The organism is Georgenia satyanarayanai (genome assembly GCF_023715365.1).
Lineage (GTDB): Bacteria > Actinomycetota > Actinomycetes > Actinomycetales > Actinomycetaceae > Oceanitalea > Oceanitalea satyanarayanai_B.
The window spans coordinates 189,169-211,293 of record NZ_JAMBNZ010000005.1 but is presented as its reverse complement, the minus strand read 5'-3'; the positions used below and the strand labels follow the sequence as shown (position 1 = coordinate 211,293).

14 protein-coding genes are annotated in these 22,125 nt (G+C 72.3%); 9 read left to right on the top strand and 5 right to left on the bottom strand.

Going from position 1 to position 22,125, the window contains the following annotated elements; all coding sequences use genetic code 11:
* Positions 1-456 precede the first annotated feature (456 nt).
* A complete protein-coding gene (locus tag M3148_RS08675) occupies positions 457-1,995 on the bottom strand; it encodes a hypothetical protein (RefSeq protein WP_251304277.1) in 1,539 nt (512 codons plus the stop codon).
* Positions 1,996-2,214: 219 nt separating this feature from the next.
* Between M3148_RS08675 and M3148_RS08670 the strand changes: the two genes are divergently transcribed.
* From M3148_RS08670 to M3148_RS08660, 3 genes are read left to right on the top strand one after another with little or no spacing between them, the layout of a single operon-like run.
* Positions 2,215-3,510, top strand: a complete 1,296-nt coding sequence (locus M3148_RS08670) for a nucleotide sugar dehydrogenase (RefSeq protein ID WP_251304276.1) — start codon at positions 2,215-2,217, stop codon at positions 3,508-3,510.
* Between the two features lie 10 nt (positions 3,511-3,520).
* A complete protein-coding gene (locus tag M3148_RS08665; RefSeq protein WP_251304275.1) occupies positions 3,521-5,503 on the top strand; it encodes a DUF6541 family protein in 1,983 nt (660 codons plus the stop codon).
* Positions 5,504-5,558: 55 nt separating this feature from the next.
* Positions 5,559-6,404 (top strand): glycosyltransferase family 2 protein, encoded by an 846-nt coding sequence (locus M3148_RS08660; protein ID WP_251304274.1) that lies wholly within the window; start codon positions 5,559-5,561, stop codon positions 6,402-6,404.
* A 22-nt stretch (positions 6,405-6,426) separates the two neighbouring features.
* Here the strand turns inward: M3148_RS08660 and rfbB are convergent, their stop codons facing one another.
* Positions 6,427-7,422 carry a dTDP-glucose 4,6-dehydratase gene (rfbB, locus tag M3148_RS08655; RefSeq protein WP_251304273.1) on the bottom strand — a complete coding sequence of 332 codons (996 nt, stop codon included), beginning with the start codon at positions 7,420-7,422 and terminating at the stop codon, positions 6,427-6,429.
* Positions 7,423-7,592: 170 nt separating this feature from the next.
* Here rfbB and M3148_RS08650 point away from each other — a divergent pair, with 170 nt between their 5' ends.
* The gene (locus M3148_RS08650; protein ID WP_251304272.1) at positions 7,593-9,593 is read left to right on the top strand and encodes a DUF6541 family protein; all 2,001 of its coding nucleotides are present in this window, start codon (positions 7,593-7,595) and stop codon (positions 9,591-9,593) included.
* Position 9,594: 1 nt separating this feature from the next.
* Here M3148_RS08650 and M3148_RS08645 read toward each other — a convergent pair whose 3' ends face one another.
* The 3 genes from M3148_RS08645 to M3148_RS08635 form a co-directional block, all read right to left on the bottom strand.
* A complete protein-coding gene (locus M3148_RS08645; protein WP_251304271.1) occupies positions 9,595-10,821 on the bottom strand; it encodes an ABC transporter ATP-binding protein in 1,227 nt (408 codons plus the stop codon).
* A gap of 1 nt (position 10,822) precedes the next feature.
* On the bottom strand, positions 10,823-11,725 hold the full coding sequence (locus M3148_RS08640) for an ABC transporter permease (RefSeq protein ID WP_251304270.1): 903 nt from the start codon (positions 11,723-11,725) through the stop codon (positions 10,823-10,825).
* Between the two features lie 78 nt (positions 11,726-11,803).
* A complete protein-coding gene (locus M3148_RS08635) occupies positions 11,804-13,102 on the bottom strand; it encodes a polysaccharide pyruvyl transferase family protein (protein WP_251304269.1) in 1,299 nt (432 codons plus the stop codon).
* Positions 13,103-13,307: 205 nt separating this feature from the next.
* Between M3148_RS08635 and M3148_RS08630 the strand changes: the two genes are divergently transcribed.
* From M3148_RS08630 to M3148_RS08610, 5 genes are read left to right on the top strand one after another with little or no spacing between them, the layout of a single operon-like run.
* Positions 13,308-13,874, top strand: coding sequence for a hypothetical protein (locus M3148_RS08630; RefSeq protein WP_251304268.1), 567 nt, complete (start codon positions 13,308-13,310; stop codon positions 13,872-13,874).
* Entirely contained in the window at positions 13,874-15,466 is a 1,593-nt protein-coding gene (locus M3148_RS08625) for a glycosyltransferase family 2 protein (RefSeq protein ID WP_251304267.1), read from the top strand. Before M3148_RS08630 ends, M3148_RS08625 begins: the two co-directional genes overlap by 1 nt.
* On the top strand, positions 15,463-16,809 hold the full coding sequence (locus M3148_RS08620; RefSeq protein WP_251304266.1) for a glycosyltransferase family 4 protein: 1,347 nt from the start codon (positions 15,463-15,465) through the stop codon (positions 16,807-16,809). The genes M3148_RS08625 and M3148_RS08620 overlap by 4 nt, the downstream gene beginning before the upstream one ends.
* A 31-nt stretch (positions 16,810-16,840) precedes the next feature.
* The gene (locus tag M3148_RS08615; RefSeq protein ID WP_251304265.1) at positions 16,841-19,414 is read left to right on the top strand and encodes a glycosyltransferase; all 2,574 of its coding nucleotides are present in this window, start codon (positions 16,841-16,843) and stop codon (positions 19,412-19,414) included.
* The gene (locus tag M3148_RS08610; protein WP_251304264.1) at positions 19,411-22,119 is read left to right on the top strand and encodes a hypothetical protein; all 2,709 of its coding nucleotides are present in this window, start codon (positions 19,411-19,413) and stop codon (positions 22,117-22,119) included. Before M3148_RS08615 ends, M3148_RS08610 begins: the two co-directional genes overlap by 4 nt.
* The last annotated feature ends 6 nt before the right edge of the window (positions 22,120-22,125 follow it).

Below are 22,125 nucleotides of genomic sequence, written 5' to 3'. Positions count from 1 at the left end.
GGAGCCGCCGGTTCTACCTCGAAGGCCTGGGTTGAACGGCGGGCTTCGAGTTCCGGGGGAGGTGGTGGCGATCTCCGTGGGCGAGCGGGTGGTGCTTTCGCTGTGAGAAGAGCTCGCGTTCGAGGCGGAGGTCGGGCCGATCGCCCGCGGGGACGGCGTCCCGCCCGTCACTCTCGCCCACAGCGTCGCCACGATCGAGGAGGTCGACGACGTGCTCAACCCTGTCCCGCGCGGCGGCGGCGTCGTCGGTCGGAGTGCCGGTACGGCGTGAGTGGGGCGGGTACACGGGACACGTCGCCGACCCGGCGGGGTTCCGGTAGGAGGTGGCCTACAACCCCGGCCCGGTCGGGCGCAGCGTGCAGCGTGCTGCTCCGATGGATGCGGCCGACGGCGGCTGCCGCGGTCTCGCGCCGGAAGCACGGAGGGACCCGCTTCCGGCGCGAGACTCTCGCGCCGTCAGGAGACTCGGCGCACCCCCAGGGTGTCGCGCCCGTCCCCGTCCCAGTCACCGACGTGCACCTCGTCGGTGGGCCGGCCGTAGACGCGGACAAGGTCGGCGTTGCCGCCGGCGATGCGGTTCTTCACGTAGTAGTGGGCTCCTCGGCGGACCGCGAAGGTGTCGCGCCGGTCCCCGTCCCAGTCTCCGGCGAGGACGACATCGGCCGGCCGGCCGTAGGCGAGAACGTGGTCCGCTGTGCCCCCGGCGATGCGGTTCTTCACGAAGTACTGGGACCCCCGACGGACGGCGAATGTGTCGCGCCCGTCCCCGTCCCAGTCACCGACGATGACGTCGTCGTTGCCGCGTCCGTAGTGCACCACATGGTCGGCCTTCCCGCCGGCGATGCTGTTCTTCACGTGGTACTCACTACCTCGGCGCACGGCGAAGGTGTCCACCCCGTCGCCGTCCCAGTCACCCACGAGGATGACGTCGCCGGGGCGCCCGTAGGCGAACGCCGTGCTCGCCTCGCCGCCGCGCAGGCTGTTGGAGACGTAGAACCGGCTGCCGCGGCGCAGGGCGACGGTGTCGGTGCCGTTGCCGTCCCAGTCGCCGATGAACACCTCGTCGGCCCGGCGGCCGTAGTCGAAGACGTTGTGCGCGTGCGGGCCCCATCCGTTGTTGAGGTAGAAGGTGGGGCCGCCCCCGCCGCCACCCCCGCCGGGCGGGCGCATCGTGAAGCCGGTGGACCCGGAGCAGAAGGTGCCGCCGTTGACGTAGCTGACCGTCCCCCAGACCGAGCCGTCGTGGTGGAACTGACCGCGCAGCGTCTCCGTCCCGCCGGCGCTGTCCGAGATCCGCGTGAAGAAGCTGCCGTCGGCTCTGATCTGGGCCGGAGTCTCAAGAAGGGCGAGCCGTTCGCCCGCGTAGCTCAGTCCGCAGTACCAGCTGTAGGAGACGGTGAGCTTCGTGATGCGGCGGTCGGCGGAGACGGTGAGCTGCCCACGGGCGCCGTCGTTGTACGCCCCGGGGATCACGGTGACGGGGCCAGTCGGCCTGGGTGGCTCCCCGGCGGTCGTGTCCTCGTTGCGGAGCCAGAAGTAGGCCGAGGCGCTGCAGACGTGGTCACGCAGCTCCCACTCATACCTCCCCTCGGCGATTCCGTCGGGACGGACCTTGCCGGAGATCTTGCTGAGGGCGGTGACCTGCCCGCCGTCCGCGTCGATCTTGTGAGTGGCCTCCGCCGTGAAGGTGCCGTCCTCGTTGATGGTGATCGGACGCGCAAGCGTCGCGGTGACGCCTGCGGCATCGGTGCAGGAGGGAAATACGGTGATGGTGAACTCGGCGACCTTGCCGTCGCCGGTCACGCGCAGGCTGGTGCCGTTCTCGTCGGAGTCGGCGCCGGTGTAGGTCCCCGGCTGGACCGAGGGGGCAGCGGCAGCCGGAGCTGCCGCGGGGGCGAGGAGCAGAGCGGCTCCTGCCAGGGCGGCGAGGCCGGCGCGTGCCGGGCGACGTCTGCGGTGGCGAACGGCGTGGTCCGCGCGTGGGAAGGCGCGCATGTGGTGCTCCTCTGCATCAGGGTCTGCGCTCCGCTGCGCCGCGGCGAGACGGGATGGTCATTGGAACCTAGCGAGATGCCGCATCTCGGTCAACGGATCGTCGGTGCCGAAAGAAGGTGCCGGTGCCGCCCTCGCGGGTGACGCTCACGCGCGAGCCCCCGCCTGGTCGATATCGTGGCCCGGAGACCCGGACCTGCCGGGCCGAAGCTGAGGAGCACCATGCGTATCGCTGTCGTCGCCCTGGGGAAGATCGGTCTGCCGTTGGCGGTGCAGTTCGCCGACGCGGGGCACGAGGTCGTGGGTGTGGACGTCCAGCAGTCGGTGGTGGACCTCGTCAACGCGGGGACCGAGCCCTTCCCCGGTGAGGCCCAGCTGCAGGAGAAGCTCGCCGAGCTGGTGCCGGCGGGGCGGCTGCGGGCGACGACCGACTACGGGCAGGCGGTGCCCGGCGCCGACGCCGTCGTCGTCGTCGTGCCGCTGTTCGTCGACGACGCCACCTGGGAGCCGGACTTCGGGTGGATGGACGCGGCCACCCGCTCGCTGGCCGAGCACCTGACCCCCGGCACGCTCGTCTCCTACGAGACGACGCTCCCGGTGGGCACCACCCGCGGGCGCTGGAAGCCGATGATCGAGGAGATCTCGGGCCTGCGCGAGGGCGAGGACTTCCACCTCGTGTTCTCGCCCGAGCGGGTTCTCACCGGGCGGGTCTTCGCCGACCTCAAGCGCTACCCCAAGCTCGTGGGCGGGCTCAGCGAGGCCGGCGCCCAGGCGGCGCGCGACTTCTACGAGGCCGTGCTCACCTTCGACGAGCGCCCCGACCTCGCCCGGCCCAACGGGGTCTGGGACATGGGCAGCGTCGAGGCCGCCGAGATGGCCAAGCTCGCCGAGACCACCTACCGCGACGTGAACATCGGCCTGGCCAACCAGTTTGCCGTCTTCGCCGACACCGCGGGCATCGACGTCTACGCCGTCATCGAGGCCTGCAACTCCCAGCCCTACTCCCACATCCACCGCCCGGGGATCGCGGTGGGCGGGCACTGCATCCCGGTCTACCCGCGCCTGTACCTGTCCACCGACCCCGACGCCTCGATCGTGCGCACCGCCCGCCAGCACAACGCCGCCATGCCGGCCTACGCCGTGGGCCGGGCCGCGGAGCTCCTCGGTGACCTGTCCGGGCTGCGCGCCGTGGTGCTGGGCGCCTCCTACCGCGGTGGGGTCAAGGAGACGGCGTTCTCCGGTGTCTTCGCCACCGTGGCGGCGTTGCAGGAGCGCGGGGCCAGCGTCCTGGTGCACGACCCCATGTACACCGACGACGAGCTCGGGTCCTTTGGCTGGGAGCCCTACCACCTGGGTGAGCCGGCCGACCTCGCCGTCGTCCAGGCCGACCACACGGAGTACCGCGGCCTCACCCCCACCGATCTGCCCGGCGTCCGGCTGCTCGTGGACGGACGCCAGGTCACCGACCCTGCCGCCTGGGCGGGTACGCCCCGCATCGCCATCGGCGCGGGCAGCTGAACCCGCCTCGATGAGCTGGTCAGCCCTGCTGCCGGGGGCGGTCGTGCTGGCGGGCCTGGCCGTCGCCCCCGGCGCGCTCATGCTGCGCGCGCTCGGCGTCCGCGGGCTAGCCGCCCTGGCGGCCGCCGCTCCGGTGACGGTCGGAGCAGTGGGCCTGCTCAGCATCGTGCTCGCACCTCTCGGTGTGGCATGGCGCCTTCCGACGGTCCTGGCAGGTCTCGCTGTCCTCCTCGGCCTAACCTGGGTGCTCGGCCGTCCCGGGCGTGGGTCCGGTGACGCGCGGGTGGCGCAGCCGGCCGTGGCAGGCACTCCTGGACGCCTGACGGGACGCCGGGCCGCTGCCGTCGGCATCGCCCTCGTCGCGTCCTTCGTGCTCCTCGCTGCCCCGTTCGTCGCCGCACTGCCCTCGGCCGACGCGCCGCTGCAGCAGTGGGACGCCGTCTTCCACCTCAATGCCGTCGTAGCCATCCGGGACACCGGCGTCGCCACACCGCTGGGCGGGCTCGCGCCCCTCTACGGCGACGGCACGCTGGCGCCCTACTACCCGACCGGCTGGCACTCCCTCCTGGCGATCGCCCCGGGCTTCACCTCGGTGGCCGCGGTGACGAACGCCGGTGTCCTGGTGCTGGGCGTCGCCGTGTGGCTGGTGGGGCTGGCCGGTCTGGCACGCGAGGTCTTCACCGGGCAGAGTCTTCCGGCGGTGCTCGCGCCGCTCCTGGCGGCGGGTTTCGTCGCCTATCCCGCGGTGCAGCTGACCGTGCTCGCCCAGTTCGCCCAGGGGCTGTCGACGGCGCTCCTGCCCGGTGCGCTCCTGCTCGTGCTGCGGGCGGTCCGGACGGTGACCTCACCGGTGGGTGCGTGGGTGGTGGTGCGCCACGCGGTGGCGGCGCTCGCCGCGGTCGCCGGAGTGCTGGTGGCCCACGCGGGCGGAGCGTTCTCGCTCGCGGTGGTCGCCGGCCCACTGGTGGCCGGGGCGGTCGTCGCGTGGGCGGTCCGCCTGGTGCGGGCCGGCCGCGTGGTGCTCGCCACGGGTGCCGCGCTGGCGCTGGTCGGCGTCGTGGTGGCCGGGCCGGTCGTGGCGGCGAACCTGGACGCGCTGTCCGCCGTCGTCGGCTTCGAACGTGCCAGCGGTCGCACGCACGCAGCGGCCCTGGGGGAGGTGCTGCTCGACCAGACGCTCGTGCACGCCTACCCGTACGACGGCCGGTGGCAGCACCTGGCCCCAGCCCTGGCCGTGGTGGCGGGGGCCGTGCTGCTCCTCGTCCGCCGCCAGCACCGGTGGCTCGTGGTGGCCTATGCGCTCGGTGTGGCTCTCGCGGTGCTCGCAGCCGGTCCGGAGGAGCACCCGCTGCGCTGGCTCACCGGCTTCTGGTACACGCAAGCAGCACGGATCGCCGCCTTCACGGTGGTGCCTGCGGTGCTGCTGGCGGCCTGCTCGACGAGTGCGCTGACGAGGTGGCTCCAGGCGCGGACGGGCCGGCGGGTGGCAGTGGCCGTGACGCTCGTGCTCGTGCTGGCCTGCGCCGGGGTGCGCCTGCCGCTGCAAGAGCGCGTCGTCGCCAGCGCCTACGTCCCCGGCGAGCTGGCCTGGGGCACCATGGCCACGGAGGACGAGCTGGCCCTCATGCGTCGGGCGGGACGGACGCTCCCACCCGACGCCGTCGTGGTGGGCGACCCGTTCAACGGGTCGGCGCTGCTGCCGGCCCTCGCAGGCGTGGACGTCGTGTTCCCCCAGCTCGGCACCAGCGGCACGTCCGACGCGCAGACTGTCCTGCGCGAGCGGCTCGTGGACATCCACATGGACCCGGCCGTCTGTGCGGCGATCGAGGACGTCGGCGCGACGCACCTGTACCAGGACACCGCGAGCGCGGTCGACGGTGCCAAGACCGCCCCCCAGACTGCGGGCATGCGGGACGTGGACGTCTCCGCCGGATTTACCGAGATCGACTCCGCGGGCACGGCAACCCTGTCCACCATCGAGGTGTGTGACTGACCGCGCAGCAGCACGAGATGCAGCGGGCGCAGCCGGACGCCCTACGCTGGGGCCGATGAACGAGGTACGTGTGGTGACCGTGGCCTACAACCCCGGCGACGAGCTCGAGTCCTTCGCGACCTCCTTGCGCGGGGCCACGAGCCGGGGGGCCACCCTCGTGATCGTGGACAACGGTTCCGAGCGGGAGGTCGTTGACGGCGTGGCGCGGCGGCACGGTGCGGAGGTGCTGCGCACCGGCACGAACCTCGGCTACGGCGGAGCAGCGAACCTCGGTGCCCGGGACGGTGAGGAGCCGTGGGTGGTGGTCGCCAACCCGGACATCGTGTGGAAGGCCGGCGCCCTCGACGCGCTGCTCGACGCCGGCTCGCGGCACGAGCGGGCTGCGTCCCTGGGGCCACGGATCCTCAACACCGACGGCACCGTCTACCCCTCGGCCCGGGCGGTCCCCTCACTGACGCAGGGGGCCGGGCACGCGCTCTTCGTCAGGGTGTGGCCCGGCAACCCCTGGACCAGGCGCTACCACCAGCGTCAGGAGCAGGTGCAGCTCGCCGAGCACGCCGTCGGCTGGCTGTCCGGCGCGTGCCTGCTCCTGCGGCGTGAGGCCTTCCGCGAGGTCGGCGGCTTCGACGAGAGCTACTTCATGTTCTTCGAGGACGTCGACCTAGGGGAGCGGCTGGGCCTGGCCGGCTGGCACAACGTCTTCGTCCCCACGGCGTGCGTCGTGCACGACCAGGGGACGAGCTGGCGCGAGCGCCCCGCCACGATGATCCGCGCCCACCACCGCAGCGCGGAGCAGTACCTGCACCGCCGCTACGACGCCTGGTACCAGCTGCCCCTGCGGGCGGCGATCTCTGTGGCTCTGCGTGGACGGGCGTGGGCGGAGACCCGCGGCGCGCGGTGACCCCGCGCGCCGCGGGGACGGGCTACTGGCCCTGCTTGGCGTACTTCGCCTCGACCTCGGCCTTGCGCGGGCGCCACCAGGCTTCGTTCTCGCGGTACCACGCGATCGTGTCGGCCAGACCGGAGCGGAAGTCGGAGAACTGCGGCTCCCAGCCCAGCTCCTCGCGCAGGACCGTGTTGTCGATGGCGTAACGCAGGTCATGGCCGGGGCGGTCTGCCACGTGCTCGTAGTCACCGGGCTCGTGGCCCATGAGCTCGAGGATGAGCTCGATGACCTCCTTGTTGTTCTTCTCCCCGTCCGCGCCGATGAGGTAGGTCCTGCCGATGCGGCCCCGGTCCACGATGTCCCAGACCGCACGGTTGTGGTCACGCACGTGGATCCAGTCGCGCACGTTCTGGCCCGCGCCGTAGAGCTTGGGCTTGACGCCGTCGATGAGGTTGGTGATCTGCCGCGGGATGAACTTCTCGATGTGCTGGTAGGGCCCGTAGTTGTTCGAGCAGTTCGAGATCGTCGCCTCGAGACCGAAGCTGCGCACCCACGCCCGGACGAGGAGGTCCGAGCCGGCCTTGGTCGAGGAGTACGGGGAGGACGGGTTGTACGGGGTGTGCTCGGTGAACTTCGCGGGGTCGTCCAGCTCGAGGTCGCCGTAGACCTCGTCGGTGGAGACGTGGTGCAGCCGCGTCCTGTGCCGGCGCACGGCCTCCAGGAGCGTGAACGTTCCGACGACGTTGGTGTGGAGGAACGGGGTTGGGTCGTCGAGGGAGTTGTCGTTGTGCGACTCGGCCGCGAAGTGGATGACGACGTCGGACTCCGCCACGAGCGGGTCGACGACGTCGGCGTCGGCGACGTCGCCCTCGACGAAGGTGATCCGGCTGGCGACCGAGTCCAGGGAGTCGCGGCTGCCCGCGTAGGTCAGCTTGTCCAGGACGGTCACCTGGACGTCGGGGCGGTCCTCCAGCGTCTGGTGGACGAAGTTGGCGCCGATGAAGCCGGCTCCACCCGTGATGAGTGCGCGCACGCCGAATCTCCTCCTGTTGTCTCGGGACGGCTCTACCCCTGGATTATGCCTTGGGGCGCCTTGCGTGGTGACCACGCCGGCACCGGTGGCCGCGCGATGCCGTAGCGTGAGGCCGGTCGGAGACCGGGACGGCGCCCCACAGGGCCGCGTGGGCAGTGAGAAGGAACGTCATGACGTGGGTTGAGATCGTGCCCACGGCTGCCCTTCTGCTCGCCGTGCTCCTCGTGCCCGGGTGGTTGTCGGTGCGTGGCCTCGGCGTGGGTGGGCTGCTCGCGGTGGCCGCCGCCCCGGCCGTCACGGCCGGGGCCCTCGGTGTCCTCTCCGTGCTCTACGGCCTCGCGGGCCTGCGCTGGTCCCTCGTCACCGTGCTGCCCGGCCTCGGCCTCGCGTGCCTCGTCGCGCTGGCGTGCGGGCGCGCCCTTCTCCCTCCTCCACGAGCGCCGCGGGCACGCCGGCGAGCAGGCGGAGGCGCCGGCGGCCTCGTCGCCGTCGGGGTCCTCGCTGGGGTGGCCATCGCCACCAGTGCCTTTGCGCAGGCCCTCGGTGCACCCGACACCGTCCCGCAGATGCACGACTCGCTCTTCCACCTCAACGGTGCCGAGCTTGCCGCGCGCACCGGGGAGGTGACGCCGCTGGGCGCGATGGGGGGCCTGTACGGCGACGGGCGTGGTGGCGGCTTCTACCCGACCGTCTGGCACTCGGTCGTCGTCCTGGGTGCGGTCGTCGGTGGTGTGGTCCCCGCGACGAACGCACTCGTGGTCGTGGGCGTCGTCCTGCCCTGGATGCTCGGTGTGGCGGCGCTGGCCCACGTGGCGGCTCCTCGGCGCCCGCTCGTGGCCGCCCTCGCCCCGGTGGTGGCAGCGTCCGCCGTCGTGTTCCCGGGCGTGGCGGTGATGTTCAAGGGCATGTACCCCTTCGGCCTCAGCGTGGCGCTCACCCCGGCCACCCTGGCGCTCGCCGCCGCCCTCCTGCCCACGCTCCGGCCGGAGGGTGAGGCCGTCGCGCTGGATGCGCTCCGTGGGCGGGCCCGACTCGCCCCGTGGCTGGCCCTGGCCATGGCGGCCGCCGGGGTGATCCTCGCGCACAGCAGCGGCCTCGCCGCGCTCGGCTTCCTCGCCGCGCCTGCCGTCGTCACCGCGTGCTGGCGCCTGGGCAGCAGCCAGCGTGAGGCGGGCAGGGCGCTCCTCGGCTGGGCCACCGCGCTGGCGCCGGTGGCCGCGCTCGTCCTGCTCGTCGCGGCAGTCTTCACCGTGCCCAAGCTCCGGGCGATGGCCGGGTACGCGAGCCCCGAGGGCTCCCCGCTGGCAGCCCTCGGGCACGTCCTGGTCGGGTCGACGCCGCAGCAGACCGCCGGTGCGCTCGGCGTCGCCGTGCTCACCCTCGTCGGCCTCGTCACGGCGTGGCGGCGGGCACGATGGCTCGCCTGGTCCTGGCTCGTGGCACTGTTGCTCTTCGTCGCCGCCGCGGGTCCGGACGGTCCGCTGCGGACGCTCACAGGTTTCTGGTACAAGTCCGCGGACCGCCTCGAGTCGCTCCTCGTGACCGTCGGGGCAGTCCTCGGAGCGTGGGGGGCGCTTGCACTCGGCCGCGGCCTGCGGATGCTCCTGCCGGACGCTCGGCGTGGGCGCCGTCGCGCTCCGGGCCCCGGGAGCGCCCTGGCAGGCGTCGTGGCGATCGCCCTGGTGGTCCTTGCCGTCGCGGTGCCCGGCACCGCGGACGAGCAACGGGCGACGACGGCAGCCGCGTACCAGCCCGACGTCATGGTCCACCCGGCGTGGGCCACCCCGGAGGAGCTCGACTTCATCGAGGGGCTCGGCGACGTGCTCCCGGAGGATGCGGTCGTCGTCGGCGACCCGATGAACGGCGCGGCCTTTGTCCAGGTGCTCACCGGGCGGCGCGCGTACATCCCCGTCCTGGGAGAGTCAGCGCTCTCGGCCGACCAGCGGTACCTGCAGGAGAACTTCCACGACCTCACGACGGACCCGGAGGTCTGCCGCATCCTGCGGGAGCACGGTGTGGAGTACTACTACGAGGACGCGCCGATGCCTTACGGGGCGGTCGGCCTCGTCGGGATGCGGCCGGGGTTCTACGGGGTCGATGTGATGACCGGTCTGGAGCTGGTCGCCTCCTCGGGGACCGCCGCCGTCTACCGGATCGAGGCCTGCGACTGACTCAGGTGGTCTCCACGGTGACCCGCGGCTCGGTGTGGAGGTAACCCACCGTGCGGCCCTCGGTGACGACGGCAAAGTGCGCTGCCCGCGCGGCCCTGTCGACATCACGCGCCGCGGCGTCGCGCAGGGCGACGTTGACGGAGTAGTCGCCCTGCGCGATCGGCAGGGCGGGGAGCGTGACGGCGAAGCTGGCCGGGCCGTCGACGTCGGGCAGGTCCTGCTCGAGCAGCTTCGTGTCGGTGGCGAAAATGACCTGGCCGAGCGGGGTCTCGATCGAGGTCCCGAGAGACCAGCCGCTGAGCGGCTCCTGGGGGTCGATGAGTCCGGAGACCGTGAGGTCGTCGCCCGGGCGGATCGTCAGCGGCTCGCCCGCGCGCCCCGGTGCGGAGACGGAGACGGAGTGGAGACGTGTCCGCTTCGCCGGGGCGGTGTCCCCGCGCAGCTCGGCGGCGTCGCTCTCCCTGGCCTCGCGTTCGGCGATGTCCTGGTCGATGCGCTCCTCGTAGTCGTGGCGCAGCCGGCGCATGGCCTCGCGCGGTGAGCCGTCCTCGACGATGCGGCCGCTCTCGAGCACGACCGCCCGCGTGCACAGCTCGGTGACCTGCTCCGCGGAGTGGCTGACGAGCACGATGGTGCGGCCCTGGGACTGGAACTGGCGGATCTTGTCCATGCACTTGCGCTGGAACGGCTCGTCACCCACGGCGAGGACCTCGTCGACGAGGAGGATGTCCGGGTCCACGTGCACGGCGACCGCGAAGGCCAGGCGCACGTACATGCCCGAGCTGTAGAACTTCACCTGGGTGTCGATGAACTGCTCGATGCCGGAGAACTCGACGATCTCGTCGAAGTGCCGTGCGGTCTCGCGGGACGTCAGGCCGAGGATCGAGGCGTTGAGCTGAACGTTCTCCCGGCCGGTGAGGTCGGGGTGGAAACCGGCACCGAGCTCGAGCAGCGCGGCGAGCCGCCCGCGCAGCAGCACCTCACCGCTCGTCGGCTGGATGATGCCGCCGATCGTCTTGAGCAGCGTGGACTTGCCCGAGCCGTTGGGCCCGACGAGGCCGACGGTGCTGCCCGCCTCGATGGTGAGGTCGATGCCACGCAGCGCCCAGAAGTCCTCTTTGTGCTGCGCGGAGCGGCCGGCGTTGACGATGCGCTCCTTGAGGGACTTCTCCTTGCGGATGACGAAGCGCTTGGAGACGTCGCGGACATCGACGACAGTGGTGGTCACGTCACAGCTCCTGGGCGAAGTCGCGCTGCATCCGGGCGAAGAGGCGCTGGGCAAGGATGAGGAGCACCCCGCCGATCGCGAGCGCCACGAGCAGCCGGAGCGCGTGGTCCGGGGGGAAGGCCTCGGCGGGCCCGCTCACCCAGACCGAGCGTTGGAATGCCAGCGTCGAGAGGGTGACCGGGTTGAGGAGGTAGATGTCGGCGAGGGCGTCGGGGATGGTGTCGGCGACCATCGACCAGGAGTAGACGATGGGGGAGAGCCAGAAGCCCACCATGATCGCGACCTCCACGAGGTACTGGATGTCGCGGAGGTAGACGTTGGCGGCGGCGAGCACGAGGGCGAACGCGGTCCCCCAGCTGACGATGACGAGCAGGCCGAGCGGGAGGTAGAGCAACCGCTCGTCGAGCACGAGCCCGCGAACGAGGACCGCGGCGACGAGGAGGATCCCCAGCTGGATGAGGAAGTTGAAGATCGCGGAGCCGACGACGCTGAGAGGGAAGATCTCCCGGGGCAGGTAGATCTTCTTGACGATGCCCGAGTTGGCGAGGATCGAGGCGGTGCCTCCCTGGACGATCTCGGCGAGCAGCGTCCACGCGGTGATCCCGGCAAAGACGTAGATCGCGAAGTCGGGGATCGCGCGCTCGGCGCCGAGGATGCGCCCGATGGCCAGGTAGTAGATGAGGAGCTGGACCAGCGGACGTGCCAAGGACCACAGGAGCCCGAGGGAGGAGTCCTTGTACCGGGCACGCAGCTCACGCCGGACGAGCATGTCGAGCAGCTCGCGACGCTGCCAGATCTCGGTGAGCGACTCCCGGGCACCGGTGATGAAACCGCTCCGGGGGCTCGCGGGTCGCAGCTCTTCGCGGGCGAGCGCGGCTGCGCGCGCCTCAGCCTCGTTGTCCACGTCTCGCTCCTCCACAGGGTCCAGGGGCGCTGGTCGGGTGCGTGCCGGAACCGCACGCACGAGGCCCCGACGGACCGGTCAGCGGTCCGTCGCCTTCGAGCGGCCCACGATAGACCGTGCCGCTGAGCGGCCACGACGGGCAAGGCGCCGCAGGCGCCGGTCCAGGGTCTGCTCCAGGGCTGCCCGGACCTGGCTGATCTCGCTCTGCAGGCCACGGACGTGGTTCTCCAGACCGGCGATGTGGTGTTGCGCACCCGCGAGCTCCTCGGCTGTGGCGGCCAGCTCTGCGTGGGTGTCGGCGTTGGCGGCTCGCAGCGCGGCCGACACCCGGGTGTTCGCGGCGATGAGGTGGTCCCGGTTGCGCAGCGCCTCCTCGCGCTGCTCGGCGGCGAGCACGATGACCGGGCGGGGGCTGTCCGCTGCTGCGGGCGACGGGGGAACCGGGACGACGGGCGATCCGCCGGCGCGTCCGCCATCTTCCGTGCTGACGAACGAGGCGATGCGGGCAAAGGCTTCCCGGACGGCGGCGCGGTCCTCGGCGACGAGCGCCGAGAGCGCCGGAGGCTCCTCCTCCACGCGGGCGAGCGCGTCGCGCAGAGAGTGGTCGTCGGAGAAGATCCAGTCCGTGAGGCCGCGGTCGGCGAGAAAGTCGCGGACCTTGCGCTGCTCGACGGTCACGAAGGGAACGTGCTGCGCGTAGGCGAAGAGCGTCGCGTGCAGGGAGGAGACGACGACGTAGGACATCTGTCCGATGACCGAGTGCAGCTGCAGCGGCGTGAGTCGCGGCAGGGTGATCGCGCGGGAACGGTCGAAGGGCAGCGCGTCCATGAAGGAGTCGTCGTAGTTGTAGTGCGTGAACGGGATGAACACCTTCGGGCGGTCGATCGCGTCGACGGCCTCGACCAGCTCGGGCGAGAGCTGCAGGGTGTGGGGCACCACGTGGATGCCGACGACGGGTTCACCGGTCGGCAGGCCCTCGATCGCGAAGTGCTCCGACTCCAGCGTCATCGTCGTGTCCGGGAGCAGCTGCGCGTCGGGCACGACCGAGCGGAGGTGGTCGACCTCGGCGGAGGTACGGGCACTGACGAGGCGGTACTCCTTGAGGTGGTCGAGCCGGTCCGCGTCGGGCCACACGCCCGCGGCGTTGAGGACGGCCGGTCCCTGGACGCGGAAGCGGTCGTAGAAGGGGTCACCGACCGGGCGGATGAGGTCACCACCGCCGACGACGACGAGCTCGTCTCGCGCGTCGACGGGCTCGAAGGGGCTCAGCACCTCCACCGGGGCGACCCCGTGGCGCGCGAGCTCCTGCGCGACCGCGATACCGATGGCCCAGTCTCCCGTGTTGGGACTGATCGAGTCGTAGAGCAGGCTCGCCACAGCGGGACACCTTCCTTTCCGGACGGCCCCACGCCTGTGGGACCGTCCACACTCTAGTGGGGCCACTGCGGCGCCCACCCGAGCGGCCGCGCCGGCCCGGCTAGACTTCACGGAGCACGGACCGGCCCCATGGCCGGGTCGCCGCGCAGCCGGCGGTGCTGGGCTGGCCTGCGTGACAGGCTGCCGCAGGAGCGGAGAGGACGACATGGGCAGGAACGAGACACCGGAGGCCGTGGCGAGCAGGGCCTCAGTGGCCGAGCTCGTCGACGGGGACAGCACCGTCCTCGTGCTGGGGACCGAGCCGGAGACGCTGGCCGAGGAGCTGCGCGACCACGGCTGTGAGGTCACGGCGCTCACCGTGCCGGCCACGGCGGGAGAGCTTGGGGTCTTCGACGTCGTCGTCCTCGACGAGGGCGCCCTCGCCGGTGCCGTCGACCCGGCCGAGCTGCTCGCGACCGCGGCCGGGTGGGTGGGACCCGAGGGCCGTCTCGTCGTCGTGTCCGCGCAGTCCGCGCTCGCCTTGGCCGTCCAGGACGAGGCGGCGTCGACCGCCAGCGAGGTCGCCGAGCTCAAGCACCGCCTGCTCACCCTGCGCGACCACGTCATCGGCCTGGAGGCGACGACGGCGACGGCGCGCGCCCAGGCCGCTCGCGCCCAGCGGGAGGCGCAGCAGCAGCTGGAGGAGATGGCCGCGTCGACGACATGGCGCGCCGGCCGCCTCGCGGTGGCACCGGCGTCATGGGTCCGCCGCCGGATCTCCGGGCGGCCCTGATGGCCCACCCGCTCCTGTCCGTCCTCACGCCCGTCTACGACCCACCGCTGGACGCGCTGCGGGAGATGATCGACTCCGTCCGGGAGCAGAGCTTCTCCTCCTGGGAGCTCATCCTCGCCGACGACCGCTCCACCGACCCGCGAGTGCGGGAGGTGCTCCGCGCCGAGGCCGCCCGCGACCCGCGCATCGTCGTCGTCGAGCGGGAGCGCAACGGCGGCATCGTCGCCGCCTCGAACTCGGCGCTCGGCAAGGCCCGCGGCGAGTTCGTCGCCCTCCTCGACCACGACGACCTCCTCGTGCCACGTGCCTTCGAGATCGTCGTCGCCTGGCTCTCCACCCACCCGGAGGCCGACTACCTCTACTCCGACGAGGACAAGGTCGACGAGGCGGGCCGGTTCTACGACGCCTTCCACAAGCCCGACTGGTCGCCCGAGCGGCTGCGCGGGCAGATGTACACCTCCCACCTGTCCGTCCTGCGCACCTCCCTGGTGCGCCAGGTGGGCGGCTTCCGCGACGGCTTCGAGGGCTCCCAGGATCACGACCTCGTGCTGCGGGTCACCGAGCAGGCCCGTCAGGTGCTCCACGTGCCCGAGATCCTCTACCACTGGCGCGCGCACTCCGGCTCCACGGCCGCCGACTACGGCGTGAAGTCGCACGCGTGGGACGCCGGCCGCCGCGCCGTCCAGGACCACCTCGACCGGTCCGGCATCGACGCGAGGGCGCACCTGGGTGAGCTCCCCGGCACCTACCGCCTGGAGCGGGCGGTCGCCGCGGGCACGAGGGTGAGTGTCATCATCCCGACCCGAGGCTCCTCCGGCCTCGTGTGGGGCGAGCAGGACGCCTTCGTCACCGAGTGTGTCCGCTCCCTCCTCGAGCGGACCGGTGCGGAGCTCGACGTCGAGATCGTCGTCGTCCACGACGACGACACCCCGCCCGAGGTGCTGGCGGACCTGCAGGCGATCGCCGGCGGCCGGCTCGTCCTCGCCCCGTTCTCACGGCCCTTCAACTTCTCCGAGAAGTGCAACGCCGGGTACCTCGCCGCCAGCGGGGACGTGCTCGTCTTCCTCAACGACGACATCCGCATCTCCTCCGAGCACTTCCTCGAGTCCCTCGTCGCGCCGCTGTCGGAGCCCGACGTCGGCCTGACCGGCGCTCGTCTCCTCTTCGCCGACGGCACCCTCCAGCACGGCGGCCACCAGTACTCGCGGGGCGACATCACTCACGTCTTCCTCGGGGTCAAGGGCACGTGGGGTGGGCCCTTCTCCGAGCTGACGATCAACCGCGAGTGCTCGGGTCAGACCGCCGCGGCCGCTGCCGTGCGCCGGGAGGTCTTCGAGGAGGCCGGCGGCTTCTGCGAGGCGCTGCCCGGCAACTTCAACGACGTCGATTTTTCCCGCAAGATCGGGCACCTCGGCTACCGCACCGTGTGGGTCGCCGCCGCCTCGGCCTACCACTTCGAGTCCCGCACCCGGAAGCCGACGGTGCACGAGTGGGAGTACCGCTTCATCACCACGCGCTGGGACTTCGGCGGTGACGACCCGTACATGCCGGTGGCGCTGACCCGCTCGCGGCGCTCCGAGGGCGAAGCGTGACACGAGTCCTCGTCGTCACCCTCGACACCGTCGCCGAGCGGATGGCCGGGCCGGCCATCCGCGCGTGGGAGACCGCGTCCTACCTCGCCGCGGAGCACGACGTCGAGCTCGTCACCTTCGGTGCCTGTGAGCGGACGGCGCCCGCCTTCGCGGTCCGCCGCACCGGGCCCGCCCAGTTCCGCGAGGAGGTCGCGGCGGCGGACGTCGTCGTCCTCCAGGGCTATCTCATGCGTGCCTTCCCCTGGCTGCGGACCGTCCCGCAGGCCCTCGTCGTCGACCTCTACGACCCCTTCCACCTCGAGTCGCTCGAGGTGACCCGCGGGGAGAGCGAGGAGCGGCGGGCCGCCTCCACGGCCAAGGCGGTCACTGAGCTCACCGCCCAGGCCCGGCGCGGGGACTTCTTCCTCTGCGCCTCGGAGAAGCAGCGTGACTTCTGGCTCGGGCACCTCGCCGCGGCCGGCCGGGTCAACCCAGCCACCTACGACGACGACCCCTCCCTGCGCCGGCTCCTCGACGTCGTCCCGTTCGGAATCGTCCAGGACGCGCCGGTGAGCACCGGCGGGGCGCTCAAGGGCGTGGTCCCCGGCATCGGCGTGGACGACCACGTCATCGTCTGGGGCGGGGGCGTCTACAACTGGTTCGACCCGTACACGGTCATCCGCGCCGTCGACCGGGTGCGGGAGACGGTGCCGACCGTGCGGCTCTACTTCCTCGGCATGGCCCACCCGAACCCCGACGTGCCCGAGACCGTCGCCGCGCGACGCGCTCGCGCGCTGGCGGACGAGCTCGGTCTCACCGGCCGGCACGTGTTCTTCAACGACGACTGGGTGCCCTACGACCGTCGCGCCGACTACCTGCTCGACGCCGACATCGGTGTGAGCGCCCACTTCGACCACGTCGAGACGGCGTTCAGCTTCCGGACGCGCATCCTCGACTACCTCTGGGCGGGCCTGCCGGTCGTGTGCACGGCGGGGGACGCCTTCGGTGAGCTCGTCGCAGCCGAGAACCTGGGCAGAGCGGTGCCGCCGGAGGACCCGGACGCCATGGCCGCCGTGCTCGAGGAGCTCCTCACCGACCACGCCGAGCGCGCCGTCGTGGTCGGCAACGTGCACGGCGCGGCGCAGCGGTTCCGGTGGCCGGTGGTGCTCGAGCCGCTGTCCCGCTTCTGCGCCGCACCTCGACGCGCGGCCGACGCCGACCGCCCCCTGGACCTCGCTGCCTTCGGCGGCGAGCCGGGGCCCCTCAGGCGCCTGCGTGAGGACGGGGCCGCCGCCGCGCGGCTGCTGCGTGACGAGGGAGCTGCTGCGGTCGTGCGCAGGGTGCGGGTGCGCCTGGGGCGCTGAGGCGCTCCTGGCCGACGGTTAGGCTGAGCCGGTGCGTGTCCTCCAGGTATCAGCCCACTTCCCGCCGAACTTCGTCAGCGGTGGAACCCTGGTCCCGTACCGGGTGGCACGCGCGGTCGCAGCGGCCGGGCACGAGTCGCTGGTCTACGCCGGCCACCTCGACGCGCAGCGGGAGCCGCTGAGCACGTGGACGGACGATGACGACGGCGTGCCGGTCCGCTGGGTCACCACGACGCCGTGGACCGGATGGTCCGACCCGCGCAACAGTCACAACCCCGAGGTCGAGGCCGACTTCCGCCGCTGGCTGGAGCAGACGCGCCCGGACGTCGTCCACCTCCACTCGGTCCAGACCCTCGGTGGCTCGCTCGTGAGGGCTGCCAAGGACGCCGGGGCCGCGGTCGTCGTGACGATGCACGACTTCTGGTGGTTCTGTGCCCGCCAGTTCCTCGTCACCCGGGACATGCGCCCGTGCTCGCTCGTCGTCGGGTGCGGGACGTGCCCGTGCGAGGTGGATCACGACTGGCTCGTGCGGCGTGACGCGGCGCTCGCCGAGCATCTGGCCGCGGCCGACGTCGTCCTCGCCCCGTCCCGGAGCGCTGCTCGCGTCCTCGTGGCCAACGGCGTGGACCCCCACCGCGTCAGGGTCGACGAGAACGGCCTGCCCGCGCTCCAGCAGCCCACGCAGGGGCGGCAGCGTGCCGATCATGTCCGCTTCCTCTTCGCCGGCGGCAACGATCCGATGAAGGGCGCCGCGGTGCTGCGCGAGGCACTGGGCGCGCTGGCGAACCTGCCCGGGTGGACCATCGACCTCTACGGTGTCACGGACACCGCCGGCCTGCCGGAGGCGGCCAGTGCACGCCCCGCCTACCGGCCCGCTGACCTGGGGGATGTCCTCGCCCGGCACGACGTGCTCGTCCTGCCCTCCATCATGCGGGAGTCGCACTCGATCCTCACGCGCGAAGCCCTCAGTGCCGGACTCGCCGTCATCTGCACCGACACCCTGGGCCCGGAGGAGGCGGTCGCGGACGGCGTCAACGGGCTCGTCGTGCCAGCGGCGGACAGTGAGGCGCTCGCTGCGGCCATGCGCCGCACCGTCACGGAGCCCGGCCTCGCGGACCGGATCATCGGCGCAGGCGCGCTCACGCCCCCGCGCGACTTCGCCGACCAGGCCGCCGGTCTGCTCGAGCTCTACGCCGAGGTCGCCGGCCGGGCCGCGTCGGACGTCACGCCGGCCGCGAGCGGCGGGCCTGCCGACGCCGTGGCCGCGCAGCCCGACGGCACCGACGTGCCCGCCGGCCGAATGATCGGACGCGTCCTGTTCATCGTCGGTATCCAGGGCGCTCCACTCCGCTATCGCGCGCAGCTGCCGGCGGAGGGACTGCGCCTGCTCGGTGTCCAGACCGACGTCCGCCACTACCGCGACCCGCAGCTGTCCGAGGCCATCGCCGCTGCGGACGCCGTCGTCCTCTACCGCGTCCCGGCCACGTGGCAGGTCCTCGCTCTCCTCGACGAGCTGCGGGCGCAGCGCCCCACCGTGCCCGTGGTCTACGACATCGACGACCTCGTCTTCGACCCGCGACTGCGCGGCCAGGTCGACGGCCTGACGTCCCTGGCTCCGGAGGAGGAGGAGCTGTGGTGGCGAGGCGTCGCGCGGTACCGCACCACGATGGAACGGGCCGACCTGTACATCGGGTCGACCCGGATGCTGTGCGAGCAGGCGACGGATGTCGCTGGCCTGCCTGCGCGGCACGTGGCGAACGGGGTGGGCGCGCTGCTCGCGCAGGCGAGCGACGACGCTTTGCAGCGTCCCCGGACGTCCGGCCCGCTGCGCATCGGGTACTTCTCCGGCACGACGACGCACGACGCGGACTGGGCACTGGTCGAGCCGGCCGTCCTCGAGGTCCTGGAGGCCCGCCCCGATGTCGAGCTGTGGCTCGGGGGGCACCTGCGGCCCACCGCTGCCCTGGCACGCGTCTCCCACCGGGTGCGCCGCCTCCCGTTCGTGCCGTGGTACGAGCTGCCCCTGCTGCTCAGGGACGTCGACGTCTGTCTCGCCCCCTTGACGAGCTCGCGGTTCAACGAGGCGAAGTCGGCGATCAAGTGGCTCGAGGCCGCGCTCGTCGAGACACCGGTCGTCGCCACTGCGACCGAGCCGTTCCGCGACGCGGTGGACGACGGCCGCACCGGCTACCTCGCCGAGAGTCGGGAGGACTGGGTCCGCGCACTGGGAGCGCTCCTGGACGACCCTGTCCTGCGCCGTCGGGTCGGGACTCAGGCGCGGCGCGCAGCCCTCCTGCGGTGGTCCCCGCACCTCCAGGGACGCGCCTACCTCGCGGCGCTCGGCGCGGCCGCTGAGCACGTCGCGCTGAACGGTCCGCGACAGCCGACGGCCTGGGACCCCGTCGCCGACGACGAACCACTGTCGGCGATGGACGCGTACGTCGAGCCCTACGTGCGCCCTGCACGCAGGCCCGGGGTCGTCAGCCGCCTCGCGCGGTCGGCCCCGGGGCGCCGGTTCCAGGCGGTCCTGCGGGTGTACCGGGCGGGCGGTGCGGGCGCCGTGAGAGAGCGTGTGGCGGCGCGACTCCGAGCGGGCCGCCGATGAAACGGCCCGATCCCGGGACGCTGCTGGCGTGGATCGCGCCCGTCGTCCTGCTCCTCGTCATGGTGGGCCCCTCCCTGCTCGGGTTCCGGCTCTTCGCCGCCGGCGATCTCATCGACAGCCGAGCCGCTCCGTGGGTGGAGAGCACGACGGTGGAGGAGGTCCGCAACGTCTGCGTCTCCGACACCGTCGACTCGGTCATCCCGTCCGCTCTCCAGTTCCGCCAGCGGGTGGCCGAGGGCGATCGTGCACCGCTCTGGGACGACGGCGCCTCCGCGGGTGCCATCCTCGGCGCCGCACCGCCGCAGGGAGTCGCCTCTCCGCTCTTTCTCGCCACGCTGCCGTTCTCCGACGCCTCCTTCACCGGGTGGCTCAAGCTATTCGAGGTCGCCACGGCGGTCGCCGGCACCGTGCTGTGGGCGCGGCGGCTCGGGCTCTCCGCAGCGGCCGGCGCTGTGGGCGGGCTCGTGTTCGTCACGAGCGGCTTCATGGTGATGTGGACGAACTGGCCGCAGACACGGACCGCCGCTCTCTTCCCCCTGCTCTTCTGGGCGCTGGAGCGGATCGTCCAGGACCGCACGCTGCGTTCGGCGCTCCCTCTGCCGTTCGTGGTTGCCGCCCTTGTGCTCGGCGGCTTCCCCGCGATCGCCGTCCACGCCGTCTACCTCAGCGCCGTCTACGCGGTGCTGCGGCTCGTCGTCGCCAACCGGAGGGACGACTCCCGCGGGGCCTGGCGGCGATGGGGCAAGGCACCCGTCCTTGCCGGGGCAGGAGCAGCGCTCGGCGGACTGATGGTGAGCTTCCAGCTGCTGCCCTGGCTCGAGCAGCTCAGCGCGACGGACCTCGACTACCGCGAGAACATGTGGGCCTTCACCTTCGGCGTCCGTGAGATGCTCACCGCCGCCTACCCGCAGGCGCTGGGGACGTGCGCCACCGGGTCTGAGCGCTGGGGGAGTGTCATCCCGGTGGAAGGCGTCTCGTTCATCGGCGCCGGTGCCCTCGTGCTCTGCGTCGCCGCGATCGTGCTCCCTGCGGCGGGGAGACGGATGACCGGTGTCCGGCCGTTCTGGCTGCTCACAGGCGCGCTGACCTTCGCCGTGTCCTTCGTCGGCGGCACGGTCAACTACGTCGTCTCCCTGCTGCCACTCATGGACAACTCACCGATGCACCGGATGCGGGCCATCGGCGGGCTCATGTTCGCGATGCTCGCGGCCGCGGGCTTCGAAGCGGTCCGGCGCTCTGCCCGTACCCGTGGACTGCTGCCGTGGGTCGCCGTCGTCGCTGCCCCGTTGCTGCTCGCCGGTGCCGCGTACGCGGCGCGTCGCGTGGCCCCCGACCCGGCGGGCTGGGCGCAGGTGCGGACGTCGGTCCTGCTCGGACTGGCCGCGGGCGTCGTTGTGGCGCTCGCCTGGGCCTGGGCGATGTCCGGTCTGCGTGGCCGTGCCGTCGCCGTGGCGCTCATCCCCGTAGTGATCGTCGCCGAGGGGCTGCTCTTCACCGGTGCCTTCTGGCCACGCACCGATCCGGACCTCCTCTACCGGGAGACCGTCACCGACCAGTTCTTGCGGACGAACCTCGGCCACGACCGGATGGTCGGGGCCGGGTACGCCTACTGGAACGGCGCCAACAAGGTCGCCGGGATCCGCTCGCTGTCAGGGCACACCTTCGTTCCTCCGGAGTGGGAAGAGCTGCTCGTGGCGGTGGACGAGAACATGTTCCTCACGCCGACGAACCACACCCTGTCGAACCTGCAGGCACTCACCGACCCCCTCCTGGACCGGTTCGCCGTGCGCTACGGCGTCGCGGACCTCACCGTCGCCCCGCTGGGGGACCTCCAGGGGGACGGCGAGCAGGACCGGAGCCGCACCGTCCTGCTGCAGGAGACGGCCGCGACCCGTGAGCTCGCGCCCGTGCGCCTGCGCGGTGTCGCCATCGAGCTCGCCGAGCCGCTCGGTGATGTCGCGGAGTCCGCCGAACCTGCGTCGGTCGTCGTCGAGGTGCGCGACGGCACCGCCGTCGTGGCGTCGGCCGAGCGCCGGGTGCGCGACGGGCTCGCCGGTGTGGTGACGATCCCGGTCAACGGCGAGCACCTCGCCACTGCCAGCGGTCCGCTCACCGTGGAGGTCCGCGCCGTCGGCCGGCCTGACCTCCACGTGGTTGCCGGGGGCGACGGTGCTTGGGTGGGGACTCTCACCGCGCCGGACGACGGCCTGGACCTGGTCCTCACGCACGACGCCCAGGTCTACGAGCGTTCGTCGGTGATGCCCAGGTTCCGCTGGGCTGCGGAGGCGCAGACCTGCGACACGGACTGCGCCGAGGTCCTCGGCGGACTTCCCGAGGAGGTCGCGCTGCTGCCCGGTGAGGCTGGGGCGGAGGCGTCGTTCGACGGGCTGCCGGCCGCCGTCGACGTCGAGACGGACACCGACGACTACAAGCGGGTCCGGGTCGAGGCCGAGGGATCGGGGATGCTCGTCCTGGCCGACTCCTTCCAGGACGGCTGGCAGGGCTACGTCGACGGGCAGCCGGTGGACGTTCTCCGCGCGGACCATGCCCTCCAGGGGGTGCCCGTGCCTGCAGGCAGCCATGTGGTCGAGATCGCCTACGAGCCGGTGGGCTGGTCGGTGCTTCCGTGGGTGACTCTGGTGACGGCAATCGGGCTGCTCGTGCTCTGGGTGACTCTCGTCCGGCGGGGACGGCGCCGAAGCTGAGCGCTC